Genomic DNA, 14992 nt, shown 5'->3' on the forward strand with positions numbered 1-14992 from the left:
CTTTAAAAAATCAGCATCATAATCGTAGAAACACATTATTTCCACATATCCTAATATTATACCGGCAGGGTGCAAAATCCTGCCGGTATAAACTGCTTATTCCACGGCCCGGCGGTACATCGGTTTAAGCCGCTGCTCCATGGTGATATCCGGTGTTTGGGCATCTGCCTGAGCCTGAGTATAAAATTCCTTTTGTGAATTGATGGCTTTGCCGCGCCTGTCAACCCGCCGGTAGGTACCGTCTTTTCTCATAATATAGGCCTTTTGATTGTCGGCCAGTGTTAGGTCCAGCATATCTTTGATCCGTTTAATGTGCTCTGGATCTTCGACCGGGAAAAAGAGCTCCACACGTTCGTTGAGATTGCGCGGCATCCAGTCGGCGCTGGATAAGAATATCCGCTCATCGCCGCCATTACCGAAATAAATAATGCGGTGATGTTCTAAAAACCGGCCGACAATGCTGCGTACCGTGATATTGTGGCTAACGCCGGCCACTCCCGGTCTGAGTACGCAAATTCCCCGGACGATGAGGTCAATTTTAACCCCTTTGCAGGAGGCTTCATACAACTTTAAGACAATATCTTTATCCACAAGTGAGTTCATTTTAGCAATAATGTGACCGCCGCTGCCGGTCTGGGCAAATTCGATTTCGCGATCAATAAGTTCCTTAATTTTCTCCCGAAGTCCCAGCGGGGCAACCACAATTTTGTTCCACACCGGCGGGTCGGAATATCCTGACAGTACATTGAAGAAGGCTGACGCATCGGCACCAAACTGCTCGTTGGCGGTAAACAGCCCCATATCGGTATAGATTTTGGCCGTAGCGTCATTATAGTTGCCTGTGCCCATATGGACATAACGCTTAATACCGTCCTGTTCCTGTCTGACAACCAATACCATTTTTGCGTGGGTTTTGAGGCCAACCAGGCCGTAAATGACATGGCAGCCTGCTTCTTCCAGACGTTTGGCCCACAGGATATTATTCTCCTCATCAAAACGGGCTTTTAGCTCGACAAGTACCGTAACCTGCTTGCCATTTTCGGCTGCCTGCGCCAAAGCTTTGACGATCGGCGAGTTGCCGCTGACCCGGTACAGGGTTTGTTTGATTGCCAGGACCTTCGGGTCCCAGGCAGCCTGCCGGACAAACTCCATAACCGGCTGAAAGGACTCATACGGATGATGTAATAAAATGTCCTGCTGCTTGATCGCCTCATATAAGTCGACAACACCCGCAAGCTCCTTCGGCGGGTAGGACACTACCGGACTGTGCCGCAAATGCTCAAGCCCGGGCAGATCACTAAATTTAAAGAAACAAGCCGCATCCAGCGGACCGGAGATTTCGTAGACATCCTGTTCTTCAATATTCAGGTTATGCACCAGCAATTGCTTTAAAGGCCTGTTGCTGGTTTTGCCGATTTCCAGTCTCACGGCCTGGCCGCGTTTTCGCTGGCGCAGCGATTTCTCAACCTCGGCCAGCAGGTCTTCCGCGTCCTCTTCATCAATGGAAAGGTCGGCATTTCTGGTTATGCGAAAAGGCACTACATCTTTAATGTTATATCCATGGAATAAATGACCGCAATAATGCTTGATAATATCCTCCAGGAAGACAAACTGCCGCTTAGCACCGGCAGAGGGAGCCTCCACAATCCGCGGCAGTACGGCGGGAACCTGGACAACGGCGGCATGGTCATCGCCGGCTTCCTGGCATAACAATATCGCAAGATTCAGGCTGCGATTGGCCAAAAAGGGAAACGGATGACCGGCATCCACTGCCATCGGGGTAATAACCGGAAAAATGGTGTTATTGAAAAAGTTCTCCATCCATTCCTGTGCCCGTTCATCCAGACTGGCGATATCCTTAAACGCAATATCCTTCTCTTCCAGCTCGGACATTATATTTTTCAAATACCGGTACTGGATCTTAACCAGTTCGTGGGTGTCTTCGGTAATGCAAATCAATTGCTGGCTCGCCGATAAACCGGCAGCGTCAACCTTATTGATCCCGCCTTCCAGCCGATGTTTGAGGCCGGCTACACGAATCATAAAAAATTCATCCAGGTTAGAGCTGGTAATGGCGATAAATTTGAGACGTTCCAGCAGCGGTGTAGGTTTAACATCGGCTTCGCCTAACACCCGCCGGTTGAACTTAAGCCAGCTTAACTCCCGGTTGAAAAAATATTCCGGGTCATCATGTATATCACAACTTTTGTCTTTGTCCACTGTCGCTACCCTACCTTTCTGATTAATGTCGCCTTAATGCCAAAAACATCTTCGAAAAAGTCGGCTTTATCGGCAAAAGTCCAACCTTCCAGCGACATATCCTCACTGCTGGTTACAGTAATGACAAGTTCATCACCGCGAAAAGCAACCTCTGCTTCACTGATCTTCTGCCGGTGGCTGCGATCAAGAGCATCGGCCAGTCGGATGATCGCCGAAAGCTTAGCAACTGTAACTTTCTGATTTGGCGTCAAATAAGCAAAGGTGGGGTCATTATCGGAGGGAGTTCCTTTGGAGTGATAGTAGGCGATATTCGCAACTACATGTTTTTCAGCTTCGGAAAAGCCCATAAAATCGGAGGATATAATCAGCCGGTAGGAATAGAAATAGTGTTTCCTCAGGTTCACATGTTTACCAATGTCATGAAGAATGGCGGCAACCTTTAACAGCAGGCGGTGACGCTCGCCTAAACCGTGAATGCGCGCCAATTTATCAAATAAGAGCAGCGACCATTTTTCCACAGCGGCTGCATGGACAGGGTCATAGTAATATCTCTTGCCAATTTCCCAGCACAGGCTGATAAGCTGGTCCTGGATAAGCTGCTTATGTTCATGTCCGGTTTTTTCGGCAATATGCTTAACAACAACGCCATCCATAAACTGATCACTTAAGATCAGCATTTCTTGCGGATTTGTCAGGGACAGGACCTGCTTATACAATACAATGGTTGGCAGCACCATTTCTGCCTTATTTTCGGGCAGTTGAAAGTTTTTTATGATTTGCGGCAGGTTAAGCGAACGCACCTGCTTATAGAGGCTGTCAAATTCGGACAAACTGACAAAAGTAATCTTGCCTTGGTCCTTGCCCAGCATTTTCACCAGCAGCTTGGTTTCAGTGCCTGACAAAACCAGACGTTTGATACTATGCTGCCTCATTTCCTTTTCTACCGGTTCGATGGTACTCTTGATGTATTCGGAAAGCGCCTGATGAAAGTGGGCGGAGTCGCGCTGGCTTTTATCAAAGCTTTCCTTAATGCGCAGCGCACCAATGTGAATGTTCTGCTGGTAGGTAAGATTGCTGTCTTTGTACAGGGTAAAGCCCAGACCGCCTGAGGAAATATCGACAAACAGCATACAATCACAGGAGTTCATCAGTCCCCGGTCGTTCACGGTTTTAACCAGTGATACGTATTTGTAAAATATTTCTTGCGGCATTTCAAAAACTTCTACCGAAAAGCCGGTTTTGATTTTAATCTGGTCGATGATATACGGCTGGTTCTGAGCTTCCCGGATAGCCGTGGTGGCTACCAGGCGGTAATCCCGCACACCATATTCGGACAACAGACGGCGATAGCCTTTTAGCAGTTCACAAATCTCACTTACGGCGCTAAAGCTGACGCGTCCTGTTTTAAAAGTTTCCTCACCCAACATGACCTGGCGATAACTTTGTTCCACAATTCTGAAATCATCCAGATTGGTATATTCCACAATCTGGACGCCAATTTGTTCTGATCCGACATGAATAGCGGCAAACCTTTCGGGTGCATGTCTGGCCATATGGCCCCTCCTAAACGCTAGTATAATTTCTATAATATTCAAATCTTCGACAATTAGAACTAAAATTCCTGTATTTTTTTGTTCCTTAACACTGAATTAACTGTAAATTAACACAATCCCGGCCACTCCTTGGAGTTTGCCGCATATTTGTTACTAGCCTGTTACTAGCTTAGAAATATTTAGATAATCTATACTGGTTTTATAAGTAAAAAATGCACCCATAAGGGTGCAAAATTATAATTAGTACACGAAAAAGCTGTATCAGCCGCCGCACTCATTTTATATATAGCAGATATTGCCGTCAAATAGTTTGCCGCCAATCTCCAGGCGATCTGTATACTGCCACATGTAGCCCTTGATATCATCTTTTTTTGACCACTGAGCATTCCACACGGCACAGCCTAGCGACCGCCAATCAATATAATCACAAAGCCAAAAATAGGAGGCGTAAACACCGCAATCCAAGCCAACATTGTCAATAAAAGCTTTGCACATGGCCGTTATCTCTGCTCTGTCAAAGGCAAAGCCTTTTCTTGTTTTGTAGCCATCTGCATCCTCCATGTCAAACCATACCGGCATTTCAAATAATTGCCCGGTACTGTCAATTGCTTCCCGGCAGTTAGCTGCCTCCTGGATTGCATCGGCTACACTCAATGCATAAGAGTAGTGATAGGCGCCAACCTTCAAGCCAACAGCCTTTGCTCCGGCCACGTGTTGAGCAAACATTGGGTCTTTCGACTGTAAACCATAAGAACTGCGGACAATTACAAATTCAATACCGGCAGCTTCGACTGCTTGCCAATCTACCACACCGTTATGATAACTTACGTCAATACCCTTCATTAGTACACTACCTCCTTTATGATACTATATGTTGCTGATGCCAATCCGGCGTATCAGCCGCCTTCGCATTTTCTGATTACCGCGAACCCCGCTTGAAGGTGACGCACCGCCTATCAACCAAGTACGGCTGCGTCTGTCAATGCAGTTGATCGCATCACCTCCAAAAATAATTACTACAGATATGTGGCAAACTAAATTAGGAGGTGGTTAATAATGTTCTGTCATCATCATAGGCGCTCGCATCAACGTGAATGCGGTTGTGGCGACTCACCATTATTAAAAGTCCTGGCTATAGGTGCTTTAGTGTATGTTGGCATAAAAGCCTACCATCACCATCAAATCTATCACCGAGACTAGCCTCCAAAGCCTGGGTTAACTACCCAGGCCTTTTATTTATGGTAAAAGAAAAACGTCCCGAAGGACGTTAGGGCTTCACCGAATCGTTATATTCTTCCATCTTGTTTCTAAACGCTTCAATTGCTCGTTTTGATTCGGGTGAATTAACACCCTTCTTACTAACTGTTTCATGAAGTATTTCTTGTAATCGCTCTACTTCTTTCCACAATTCTTTTTGCTCTTGCATACTGGTTCCCTGCCTTTATGAACTATAAGTCTATTATAACACGGAACATATGTTTGCGCCATAAAAAACCCGGGTAAAGAAGCTATATTTTTTTAAAATCATCCACATCTATCCCAAGTTTTGTTTTCGAAAACTCTTTAAACAATTTCTCACTAACAGCAATCAGCTTAGCATCCCTGACCAGTTGAATTCGTTTCCCCATATCTGAGCAGCTACAGTCAAAAGGCATGTCATTATCACAAATTAAACATTTCATAATACCAACCCCTTTCGAGGATTAGATTCTGTAAAAATAAGTTATTTCCTGTCTGATTTATCACGTTTAATTAAATCATCGGTATTCTGGCGTGTGCAGCCCGGTATTTCCATGGCTACACGTGTAGCCACAAGGTTATCGGTGATAAATTGAATTAAATCCCCGCTCTGCTTCGAATTCGTACTTCATCGATTACCTACCCGCCTGACTGCATAGAATATCAGATAACCGACAGCTAACCCACCGGCAAGCCATGAATGCCACGCCATATTATTAAAATCAACCGAAGCAAGCCATAGGATGAAAATGAACACCATTACCCAGTCAATTCGTTTGGTTTGCTTTTTCACTTTTGTTACAATGTGATTACCAAGTCTTTTATTATGTCCCACCGGTTGATCACATTATATTCACCGCCTTTCTATGTCTCAAATGTAGCATAACACTTGCTTCAGAGCAAACATTATGCTACATTTATATGTACTTTTTTAAGGGGACTGTCAATCCCCAAGAGCAAACTGCCGAGTTTACTGCTAATCGGAGATATTGAACACCATTAATGGAAAAGCTAAGTATGACTCATTTCATAGGCGTAAAAAAAATATATTATGTAGAAGAATGCCAGCAAGGTTTTTACCAATCATAGCGAATATGTTACTAAATATCCTGTACGCAAATGCAGTTAGGAGTTGAAACTACTTTGACCGAACGGGTAGCAATCATTGATCTGGGGTCAAACTCAGCCCGTCTGATCGTTATGCACATTTACCACAATGGCGCTTATAATCTGGTGTATAACCAAAAAGAATCGGTACGCTTGAGCGAAGGCATGTCCGAAACAGGCGTACTTACCCATGAGGCCATGTGGCGTGCCATTGGTACTCTGAAAATTTTTGCCCATATGTGTGAGCTGGTAAACGTGGATAAGATATTGGCGGTAGCCACCGCCGCCGTGCGCAATGCAAAAAATGGCAATGAGTTTCTTGAGCTGGTGCATCAGCATACCGGTATCCCGCTCAGAGCAGTCAGCGGCGAGACGGAAGCCCATCTGGGCTATACCGGCATCATTAATACCCTGGATGTGGACAACGCCCTGCTCTTTGATTTAGGCGGCGCCAGCACCGAAGTAACCCTGATTAAAGACCGCCTGCCGGCCGCGGTTGCCAGTCTGCCGTTTGGTGCCGTCAATCTGACAGAACGCTTTAACACCCAGGACAAAGCAAGCGAGGTACAACTCGCCGCCATGCGCGAGTATATAATCAGCCACCTGGAACGCTTGCCCTGGCTTAGACGCCTCTATCTTCCCATCGTAGGTGTCGGCGGTACCGCCCGGAATATTGCCAAAATCGACCAAAAACAAAAAAATTATCCGTTTCCCAAAGTCCATAACTACCGCTTTGGCTCCATGGCCTTTGACGAGGTGTGGCGGGGACTGGTTAAAACCAATATGGCCCAACGCCGCAAGTACCCCGGCCTAAGCAGTGAGCGGGCTGATATTATTATCGCCGGCACAACCATTGTCAAAGCACTGCTCGAAGTATCGCAAGCCACCAATATTATTATTAGCGGCTGTGGCGTGCGTGAGGGCATGTTCCTGGAGCATTACCTGGCCCAGCAGCAGCAGCCCGGACTCATTCCCGATATTCTGCTGCACTCCACCCGCAATATGTTATTATTTTATAAAGGCAATGAAGCCCATGCCGAGCATGTAGCCAGACTGGCCGAGACCATGTTTGACAAATGGCACTCGATTTTGCGGTTAACCAGCCGGGACCGGAAACTGCTCCGGGTAGCCTCCTTGCTGCATGATATTGGCATTACCATCAATTACTATGATCATGCCCGCCATAGCGCCTACCTTGTTGAGAATGCCCGCTTATTCGGCCTGACCCACCGGGAGCAGATGCTGGTGGCCGTAGTGGCCGGCTGGCATAACGGCGCCTCTGCCAAATATGTCCGCAACAAAATCTACAGCGAATTTCTTGACCAGCATAACTGGCAGACAGCCCGCAAAATGGCCCTGCTCCTGGCGCTGGCCGAAAGTCTGGAAACAACCCAGCTTGGCCTGGTACAGGATGTTGAGCCCTCGATCACCGGCAGCCAGGCCGTGTTAAAGCTGATCACCGATGACCCGGTAAGCATTGAACGCCAGGCCGCAGCCCAGCACCGCAAGTGGTTTAAAAAAGAACTGGGGTTTGATCTGATTATCGAGTAACCCGGTGCCGGCTAAAAATCTGTTTGCCGTACATATTTACCAAAATCTAGAATAATACTACAGTAAGACTATAAGCATGACTGCTGCGAATAGGAGGAACGGTATGCCCCCATCTTTGACCGCCACAGCCTCAAGTCTTACACTTTTAACAAAATTTATCCGCGAGGTATTTCCGCTTGTTGACCATGAATTAGATAATTGGCATAGCTATGCAACCGAACATGGTATGCGCGAATTGGCCGACCAGGCTCTGGCCAGCATACAGTCGAAAAAATTTCATTGCCAGGGCGGCAGTGTCTATAGTCTGTACAAAGGAGTGCCCACCCGCGATTTTGTCCGGCTGGTCGTAGCACTCCAGACCATCAGCGATTATCTGGATAACCTGTGCGACCGGGCCGGTATTGCCGATGAAGCAGCCTTTCGCCAATTGCATCTGGCCATGACTGACGCGCTTGATCCGGACAGACCGGTTAGTGATTATTATGCCGCCTATCCGTATAAAGATGATGGCGGCTACCTGCCCAAGCTGGTCATGACCTGCCGGCAGGAAGTAGCAAAGCTGCCGTCCTACCACCTGGTCAAAACGGAAATTCTCCGTCAGGCTGAATTATACAGTGAGCTGCAAACCTATAAGCACCTGGACTCGTCGGTTCGGGAAGAGAAAATGCTAACCTGGATAAACCGGCATCTCCCCGGCTATCCGGAGCTTACCCCCTGGGAATTTGCGGCCGCCACCGGCTCCACGCTGGGTATGTTTATGCTCAGCGCCGCCGCTCACAATCCCAGCCTGACCCCGCAAGCTGTCAGCCAAATTGCCGCAGCCTATTTTCCCTGGATTAACGGCCTGCATATTCTCTTGGATTATTTCATAGATGAGGCCGAAGACCGGTTAGGCGGTGACCTTAATTTCGTATTTTATTATACCAGTCCGGAGGAAACCCTGGCACGGCTGACATACTTTACCGAGCAGGCCCGGACTCAGGCCCACGGGCTGCCGGAGGCAGCCTTTCCCCAGACAGTGGTTGACGGCTTACTGGCTATGTATCTATCCGACCCCAAAGCCGATGTGGCACCAACCCGCGCTATCCGCGACAATCTGCTGCGCGCCGCCGGGCTTTACCCCCGCTTGATGTACCGACTATGCCGCTTGCTTAGAAAAAAGAATTTGCTGTAAATAAAAAGTGAGATTGCTTGCTGCGCCGAACGCCAAGCAATCTCACTTTATTGTTTTTAGTAATGGTTCTCTTACTGCTTGCTCTGTCCGGCAGTTTTGATAATTGCCAGCGCCAGCTCGCCAATATTGTACAGGTCTTCTTCCCTGATGAATTCGTCGGTGGTATGCACCTTGGACATACCGGTACCCAGTACCGCTGTCGGCACCCCGTAGCTGTTAAAATAGTTGGCGTCACTGCCGCCGCCGGTTGCCTTAATGACAGGTTTGAGGCCAATACTTTCCACCGCCTTGCGGGCCAGTACCACCACCGGTGCTGTTTCCGGCAGTACATAGGCGTCATATTCCTTGCCGATAACTACTTCGGCCCGGCCGCCGGCCGCTTTGGCAGTTTCTTCAAAGACTTGGCGCATATGCTCGGTTTGTGCAGCCAATTTCTCTTTATTGCGGCTGCGGGCTTCGGCTTTAATTTCAACCACATCGGGCACAATATTGGTCGCGGTCCCCCCCTGGATAACACCGATATTGGCCGTAGTTTCCGAATCAATGCGTCCGTCTTTAAGCTGTGCCAGCGCTTTACCTGCCAATACAATGGCGTTTATGCCCTCTTCCGGGGCAACACCCGCATGGGCCTTTTTCCCATAAACAGTAATATCAATCTTGTTTTGACCGGGAGCCATATTGACAATTTCACCCGGCAAGCCGCTGGAATCCAGAGCATAGCCGAAATCAGCCTTGAGCAGCGCCGGATTCAAGCTTTTCGAGCCGTTAAGACCGCCTTCCTCTGCTACCGTAAAGACCACCTGAATATTACCGTGAGGAATGTTTTGCTCCTTGACCAGACGCAGTGCCTCCAGGATGGCAACCACTCCTGACTTGTCGTCAGACCCGAGTATTGTATCCCCGGCCGAAGTAATGATCCCGTCTTTGAGCACCGGGACAATACCGCCGCAAGGTTCAACACAGTCAAGATGGGCTGTAAACAGAAGCGCCGGCGCTTCTGCCACTGTGCCGGGAAGGTATGCAAGTACATTGCCGCAGTTGCCGCCAATCTTGGCACCGGCGTCGTCTTCGGAAACCTCCAGGTGTAAATCTGCCAGTTTTTGTTTTACTACATCGGCCACCTGGCGTTCCGCCCGGGTGGAACACTTAATTTGGACCAGTTCGAAAAATTCGTCAAGCATCCGTTTACGGTTAATCATATACAACTCCTCCTACATATTTATTGACGCACCCAGTCATACTATAGGAAGTTCCGCGCTCCGCTTGGAACTAAGCGACTCACACAAGTTTTGACGTCGCTGACGCTCCCAATAACTTGGTTCGCTGCTTATTGCAGAAAGGGTGCTTATCATGCCAAAAACCATCATGTTAGCCACACCTTGCGCCAGACTGGCTGACGAACTTACCGCCCAGGGCTTCCGGATAGTTGACAGTACCTGCCATTCCCGGCCCGGACAGGCAGTTGACGCTTATTTATACACCAGTTACCGCCCCGGCACCGAGGCGCTGCTGTCAACTCACCCCGAGCCTGCCGATATCAGCATCGGGAACTATCATGAACCCATAGCAGACCATCCTGCCACTATTATGCTCAATATTACCGGTCTAAACTCCGGCCAGGTTATCGACACCCTGCGTCACCGGCTGGCACGCCGCCCCCGGTTGTAGGTAACAGTCCTGCTGCTTTGGCTTTATTTGTTTGTTCTTTGCTCCAGCAGTTTTCCGCGCATAATTATCGAATGACCAAAACGTCCCTTGAGCTGATCTACTACAGCAGTAACCTTTTCCCGCTTCTCGTTTACTTCATTAAACAAATCCAGTTGATTACAGCCTTCGCTGAGATGGGAGACGGTAATGCCAAGCAGCCTGACACCTTCCTGTATGGGGACCTTCTCCATGATCGTTTTCGCTGTTTCGTAGATCACTTCATCCAAGTTAACGGGGGTTTGCAAGGTCAGGCTCCTGGTTATGGTATGAAAGGACGAATACCTAATCTTTACGGTAACCGTCCTGCCGCTTAATCCGGCCTGCCGCAAGCGCCAGCCTGTTTTTTCAGCAAGCGCCAGCAATTCTGCCTCGATATTTTCTTTCGACCATATATCCTGCAAAAAGGTGTTTTCACTCCCAATGCTTTTGGCTTCCCTGTCCGGCACTACCGGTCTGTCATCCTTGCCCCAGGCCAGCTTAAACAGCTCGGCTCCGTACTTTCCCAGCAAACGTTCAAGGACGGTGCTATCCAGAGTGCGTACATCCGCAACTGTTTTCACCCCGATATGTTTCAGGCTGCGCGCCGTTGCCTCACCGACACCCCACAGCCTGGTTACCGGCATAGGTGCCAGGAGGTCAATTTCCTCGCCCGGTTTGATAATCACCAAGCCATCCGGTTTTTTTAAATCAGATGCTAATTTTGCCAGAAACTTGTTGTGCGATACACCTATTGATACGGTAATGTTTATTTCTTTTCTGATTTGGTCTTTTATTCTGCAGGCAATGTCTGCGACGCCGCCCGGATAAAGCAGTTCCATGCCTGTCAAATCCATAAAGCATTCATCTAAGGAAAGCGGCTCCACCAAAGGCGAGAAGCTCTCATAGATTTGCCTGATTTGCTCAGATACATACGCATATTTCCGCATGTCGGGAGATAGAAATATTCCCTGCGGACATCGCTGTTTTGCTTCCCGCATAGACATGGCGGAATGCACACCGAATCGCCGGGCCTCATAGCTGCAGGTGGCGACAACGCCACGGCCTTCCAGGCCGCCAACGATAACCGGCTTGCCATGATACCCGCGATCCCTTTGCTCAATCGCGGCATAGAAACAATCTGCGTCTGAATGAAGTATCCAGCGAGACCGCTTTTGCTCCATGACCTCACCTCTTGCTCATTATATCATAGAACCCCTGGGGCCATATTATTTTCTTTGATTTTCACCCCATATATGATACACTTTATTCAGCAGGAGGAGGGTTTATCATGAAATGGAAAATTAGTTTATGTTTACTAGCCTTTGTGGTTTCCCTAATTCCCACTGTTTCGGCACAGATTCAGCCAATTATCTGGTCGGAGTCCATCCGGAAAACCGAAAAGCCTGTAACTACTCTCCTGAATCTTTCTGACTATATGGTGATAAAATCTGATCGCACCCTGTCTATCAACCTGGGTGACGGACTGCCGATAACCGCCATCGATTTCCGGCCTGATAACAATCAAACCGTACATATGAATAAGCAGGATTTTCTGTTTAATATCCACCTGTCAGACAGCCTTGATAAAATTCTTAATATCCCGTTTGGCGAAACTAAGTTTAACTAACCTCAAGAAGTCCCGTGCGGCAAGCCGCAGGGACTTTTTTTGCTTACCGGCGCAATGCCGGCTGCTGTATTACCGGCCGAAATACCGGAATACCTTAGACAAAATGTACTCCACCATTTCCTCGCCCGGCAACTCATTGACCTTTACAAATTCAAGGTCGAATTCAATGCTGGTCAGTTTGACAAAAGGTACTAACGCGTGGTTTGTCTGTAAAAAAGCCGGTGAGTGGAAGGTATGGGCAATGGCCTGTTTTTCACCGGCAGGCATTCCCTGGCGCTGTTTGCTGTAGCTGTCAAATATGCCTTGTACCGAATCCACGCAATGGCCTTGTCCGTCATAGATAAAGGCATACTTCGGCTGCTTCATGACCTGCACCTGCTCATCACCGATGCCTGCCTTTTCCTTCTCGTGTTTGACCCATTCCTTGTCCACATTAATCCGTACATGCTCAATGACCGGCTCTACTATATCCTGAGCCGCAGGCGCAAACAATTCATACAGGATAATTCCGGCAGAGTCCGCCATATCCTTAATATCTTTTTTATATACAGGCTGGGTAACCAGCACCCCTACTGTCTGCCCGGGAATATCCCTGATAATCCGCAGCAGGGCGAACAGTTCATCAAGAGTTGCCGTTTCTCTGGCCTGGATGACGGTCTTGTAGGTAAGTTCGCCATCGTTAAATTCCCAGTAGACATCGGTCTGATGCTCTGAAGTCTTTCCCTGAAGCAGCGAATTATGCCTGACAGCAAGCGTCTGCACCGAGGTTCCGCGTCCGATGGCTTCGTATATATCACGGACAACCTGTTCGTAATAGAGCTTAGTATCCATCAAATCAACACCACCATTATATACTCTTTATCTTATACTCTGAATCAATACTCCCGCCTCTACAGGCGGCGTCAGTTCAGGTGGAGCAGACTCTCCACCTGAACCCCCGTTGTTTCAGCTTTGCTGAAACGAGTTCACTTCCTGCTCTGCCTGTCGCGGGTATTGTTAGTATGCCCGCAGACCGGTCAGTCACCCGCAAAACTTGTCCGGTATACTTCCCGCCGCAAAACATAACTTTTAGTAAAGTCGCCGGGCTCCAGCCGTTCCTGCTCCCGGACAAATTGTTCGGTTTTGGCACTAAGATTATCCAGATAGTGCAGCAGCTCGGCTTCCAGCAGCATGGGTGCTACCGGACTGCCCCACTCGGCCTGTCCATGGTGGGAAAGAATACAGTGTTTGAGGATTACATCAACTTCTTCCTCCACCTGCGCTTCCCGGCAAGCCTGCCCCACCAGCTCCATTCCCAGGGAAATATGACGCAGCAGCTTGCCCTCTTTCGTAAAGCCAACAGGCAGTCCCAGGGCATCGACCGCAATCTCCCGGACTTTCCCGATATCGTGAACCAGGGCCGCCGCCAGTAACAGGTCTTTGTTAATCCGGTCATTGCGGGCACAATGATCCAGAGCCGCTTCTGCCACCTCCAGCGTATGCTGCAGCAAGCCGCCAATATAGGCATGGTGGTTTCTTACCGCTCCCGGATGGCGTTTAAACTGTTTGGCAAAGGAAGTGTTGGTGGAAAAAATCCATACCAGCATTTGCCGCAGCCTGTTATGACGCACACCGGCGATAATATCCTCCAGTTGCCGGTACATGCCGCCAATATCCCGCGGGGCCATCAGCCCCAAACTTTGCAGCGACTGATCAATTTCCTGCGGCGAAGGCACATACACCCTGTCAATCGTCAGCTGCGGGCTCTCTTTAAAATAATCCAGCGTGGCTTCCAGGCCCAGTATGCTGTTTTGCTGAAACAGCGCAGCGCTCTCAGCCGGTATATCCCAATATTTTGCCGGTATCTCAAAACTGGGATCACTCACAACACAATCGCCGTAGGCCTTGCCGTTTTTGGCGGTTTTAACCTCAAATCTGGCTACCTGATAGATCCCGGCTATTCTAAATCCCTTGGGATGTTTCGTTACTTCCCCGAGTCTCATTTCGTTCTCCTCTGCCATGTTGTACTCTTATTAGAAAAATTATCCTACATACATTCGAGGTGAAACAAAACAAGTCCTGCACACGGTGCAGAACTTGTTTTGTTTCGTGTTACAGCCTGGTGCCAAACATACAGGTAATGCCTGTCATGGTATAGTCGGCTTTCTGGGTTGGTGCGGTAAGTATCTTCAAGTCTACATCTTTCACCTTACGCTCTGCGTAGGATACAGTGAACGCACTGGCCGCAGACAGTTTATAGCTGATACCTGCTTCATTCAGGGATGCACCGCTGCCTCTAACCGCAGTAGCAAATAATGTAGCCCTATCATCCAGTTTGTGAGTAGCGGTTAACCCAACATGAAACGTCGAATGGGAAGCAGCAGCAACATAGTTTCCATAAGAAATTTTGCTGTGTTCATACCCTGCAAGCAGCGAGATCGTAGGATTTACCTTATACAGCAAGTTTATATCCATTGGCTCAGACTTGGCATAGGTAGTCAGTGAGCCTTTGCCAGGCACCAGAATGGTTTTTGTTTCTGACCGGAAATAACCCTGTTTGTATTGCAAAGCAAACTTATCGCTTAAGCCGGTAGTTATCGAATATTTGTAGCCAAAATCGCCATCGGCTTCGACATTGAAACTGCCTTGGCCCTTTACCTTGGAATTTAAGGTACTGCCAAGTTCCAGGATAATGGCTCCCTGTTCAAATACCGCCGTCGGCGATGCCAAAACCGGAGTTGCTGTCAGGACGAGTCCCATGGTTAGTGCTGCGATGATTTTACGCATTTTACCTCCTCATAATACTATGTATTCTTAGAAATAGGTCCCAAGTATCTGTGTTCACCATTGTATCAC

General features: G+C 48.3%; 14 protein-coding genes. 4 read left to right on the plus strand and 10 right to left on the minus strand.

Going from position 1 to position 14992, the window contains the following annotated elements:
* Positions 1 to 96: 96 nt before the first annotated feature.
* The 5 genes from SPSPH_RS21650 to SPSPH_RS21670 form a co-directional block, all read right to left on the minus strand.
* Complete coding sequence (locus SPSPH_RS21650; RefSeq protein WP_075756258.1) at positions 97 to 2220, minus strand: RNA degradosome polyphosphate kinase; 2124 nt, start codon at positions 2218 to 2220, stop codon at positions 97 to 99.
* A 5-nt stretch (positions 2221 to 2225) separates the two neighbouring features.
* Entirely contained in the window at positions 2226 to 3773 is a 1548-nt protein-coding gene (locus tag SPSPH_RS21655) for an HD domain-containing protein (protein WP_075756259.1), read from the minus strand.
* A 279-nt stretch (positions 3774 to 4052) separates the two neighbouring features.
* Positions 4053 to 4616, minus strand: coding sequence for a GH25 family lysozyme (locus tag SPSPH_RS21660; RefSeq protein WP_075756260.1), 564 nt, complete (start codon positions 4614 to 4616; stop codon positions 4053 to 4055).
* 424 nt (positions 4617 to 5040) lie between these two features.
* Positions 5041 to 5199, minus strand: coding sequence for a hypothetical protein (locus SPSPH_RS21665; RefSeq protein WP_158027077.1), 159 nt, complete (start codon positions 5197 to 5199; stop codon positions 5041 to 5043).
* 82 nt (positions 5200 to 5281) lie between these two features.
* Positions 5282 to 5455 carry a hypothetical protein gene (locus SPSPH_RS21670; protein WP_158027078.1) on the minus strand — a complete coding sequence of 58 codons (174 nt, stop codon included), beginning with the start codon at positions 5453 to 5455 and terminating at the stop codon, positions 5282 to 5284.
* A gap of 700 nt (positions 5456 to 6155) precedes the next feature.
* Between SPSPH_RS21670 and SPSPH_RS21675 the strand changes: the two genes are divergently transcribed.
* Together SPSPH_RS21675 and SPSPH_RS21680 are read left to right on the plus strand one after the other, a co-directional pair.
* Positions 6156 to 7670 (plus strand): Ppx/GppA phosphatase family protein, encoded by a 1515-nt coding sequence (locus tag SPSPH_RS21675; protein WP_083945557.1) that lies wholly within the window; start codon positions 6156 to 6158, stop codon positions 7668 to 7670.
* Positions 7671 to 7773: 103 nt separating this feature from the next.
* Entirely contained in the window at positions 7774 to 8844 is a 1071-nt protein-coding gene (locus tag SPSPH_RS21680; protein WP_075756262.1) for a tetraprenyl-beta-curcumene synthase family protein, read from the plus strand.
* 71 nt (positions 8845 to 8915) lie between these two features.
* Here SPSPH_RS21680 and SPSPH_RS21685 read toward each other — a convergent pair whose 3' ends face one another.
* Positions 8916 to 10043: a M20/M25/M40 family metallo-hydrolase gene (locus tag SPSPH_RS21685; RefSeq protein ID WP_075756263.1), complete on the minus strand. Its 1128-nt coding sequence runs from the start codon at positions 10041 to 10043 to the stop codon at positions 8916 to 8918.
* Positions 10044 to 10194: 151 nt separating this feature from the next.
* On the opposite strand from SPSPH_RS21685, the gene SPSPH_RS21690 reads away from it, so the two are divergent.
* Positions 10195 to 10512 carry a hypothetical protein gene (locus SPSPH_RS21690; protein WP_075756264.1) on the plus strand — a complete coding sequence of 106 codons (318 nt, stop codon included), beginning with the start codon at positions 10195 to 10197 and terminating at the stop codon, positions 10510 to 10512.
* A gap of 23 nt (positions 10513 to 10535) precedes the next feature.
* Here SPSPH_RS21690 and SPSPH_RS21695 read toward each other — a convergent pair whose 3' ends face one another.
* A complete protein-coding gene (locus tag SPSPH_RS21695; protein ID WP_075756265.1) occupies positions 10536 to 11711 on the minus strand; it encodes a DNA polymerase IV in 1176 nt (391 codons plus the stop codon).
* 107 nt (positions 11712 to 11818) lie between these two features.
* Here SPSPH_RS21695 and SPSPH_RS21700 point away from each other — a divergent pair, with 107 nt between their 5' ends.
* Positions 11819 to 12157 (plus strand): hypothetical protein, encoded by a 339-nt coding sequence (locus SPSPH_RS21700; protein ID WP_075756266.1) that lies wholly within the window; start codon positions 11819 to 11821, stop codon positions 12155 to 12157.
* A gap of 69 nt (positions 12158 to 12226) precedes the next feature.
* On the opposite strand, the gene SPSPH_RS21705 is transcribed toward SPSPH_RS21700, so the two are convergent.
* The 3 genes from SPSPH_RS21705 to SPSPH_RS21715 form a co-directional block, all read right to left on the minus strand.
* Positions 12227 to 12991 (minus strand): hypothetical protein, encoded by a 765-nt coding sequence (locus tag SPSPH_RS21705; RefSeq protein WP_143558990.1) that lies wholly within the window; start codon positions 12989 to 12991, stop codon positions 12227 to 12229.
* Between the two features lie 182 nt (positions 12992 to 13173).
* Positions 13174 to 14139 carry a 3'-5' exoribonuclease YhaM family protein gene (locus SPSPH_RS21710; RefSeq protein ID WP_075756268.1) on the minus strand — a complete coding sequence of 322 codons (966 nt, stop codon included), beginning with the start codon at positions 14137 to 14139 and terminating at the stop codon, positions 13174 to 13176.
* Positions 14140 to 14248: 109 nt separating this feature from the next.
* Positions 14249 to 14923 carry a hypothetical protein gene (locus SPSPH_RS21715; RefSeq protein ID WP_075756269.1) on the minus strand — a complete coding sequence of 225 codons (675 nt, stop codon included), beginning with the start codon at positions 14921 to 14923 and terminating at the stop codon, positions 14249 to 14251.
* Positions 14924 to 14992: the final 69 nt, after the last annotated feature.

The sequence above is a fragment of the Sporomusa sphaeroides DSM 2875 genome (assembly GCF_001941975.2).
In the GTDB taxonomy this organism is placed as follows: Bacteria; Bacillota; Negativicutes; order Sporomusales; family Sporomusaceae; genus Sporomusa; species Sporomusa sphaeroides.

What these genes read in the sequence shown, in the direction of transcription:
- SPSPH_RS21695 (WP_075756265.1), bottom strand. Translation starts at nt 11,711, where the DNA reads ATGGAGCAAAAGCGGTCTCGCTGGATACTTCATTCAGACGCAGATTGT.
- SPSPH_RS21700 (WP_075756266.1), top strand. Translation starts at nt 11,819, where the DNA reads ATGAAATGGAAAATTAGTTTATGTTTACTAGCCTTTGTGGTTTCCCTA.
- SPSPH_RS21660 (WP_075756260.1), bottom strand. Translation starts at nt 4,616, where the DNA reads ATGAAGGGTATTGACGTAAGTTATCATAACGGTGTGGTAGATTGGCAA.
- SPSPH_RS21685 (WP_075756263.1), bottom strand. Translation starts at nt 10,043, where the DNA reads ATGATTAACCGTAAACGGATGCTTGACGAATTTTTCGAACTGGTCCAA.
- SPSPH_RS21680 (WP_075756262.1), top strand. Translation starts at nt 7,774, where the DNA reads ATGCCCCCATCTTTGACCGCCACAGCCTCAAGTCTTACACTTTTAACA.
- SPSPH_RS21690 (WP_075756264.1), top strand. Translation starts at nt 10,195, where the DNA reads ATGCCAAAAACCATCATGTTAGCCACACCTTGCGCCAGACTGGCTGAC.
- SPSPH_RS21670 (WP_158027078.1), bottom strand. Translation starts at nt 5,455, where the DNA reads ATGAAATGTTTAATTTGTGATAATGACATGCCTTTTGACTGTAGCTGC.
- SPSPH_RS21710 (WP_075756268.1), bottom strand. Translation starts at nt 14,139, where the DNA reads ATGAGACTCGGGGAAGTAACGAAACATCCCAAGGGATTTAGAATAGCC.
- SPSPH_RS21715 (WP_075756269.1), bottom strand. Translation starts at nt 14,923, where the DNA reads ATGCGTAAAATCATCGCAGCACTAACCATGGGACTCGTCCTGACAGCA.
- SPSPH_RS21655 (WP_075756259.1), bottom strand. Translation starts at nt 3,773, where the DNA reads ATGGCCAGACATGCACCCGAAAGGTTTGCCGCTATTCATGTCGGATCA.
- SPSPH_RS21665 (WP_158027077.1), bottom strand. Translation starts at nt 5,199, where the DNA reads ATGCAAGAGCAAAAAGAATTGTGGAAAGAAGTAGAGCGATTACAAGAA.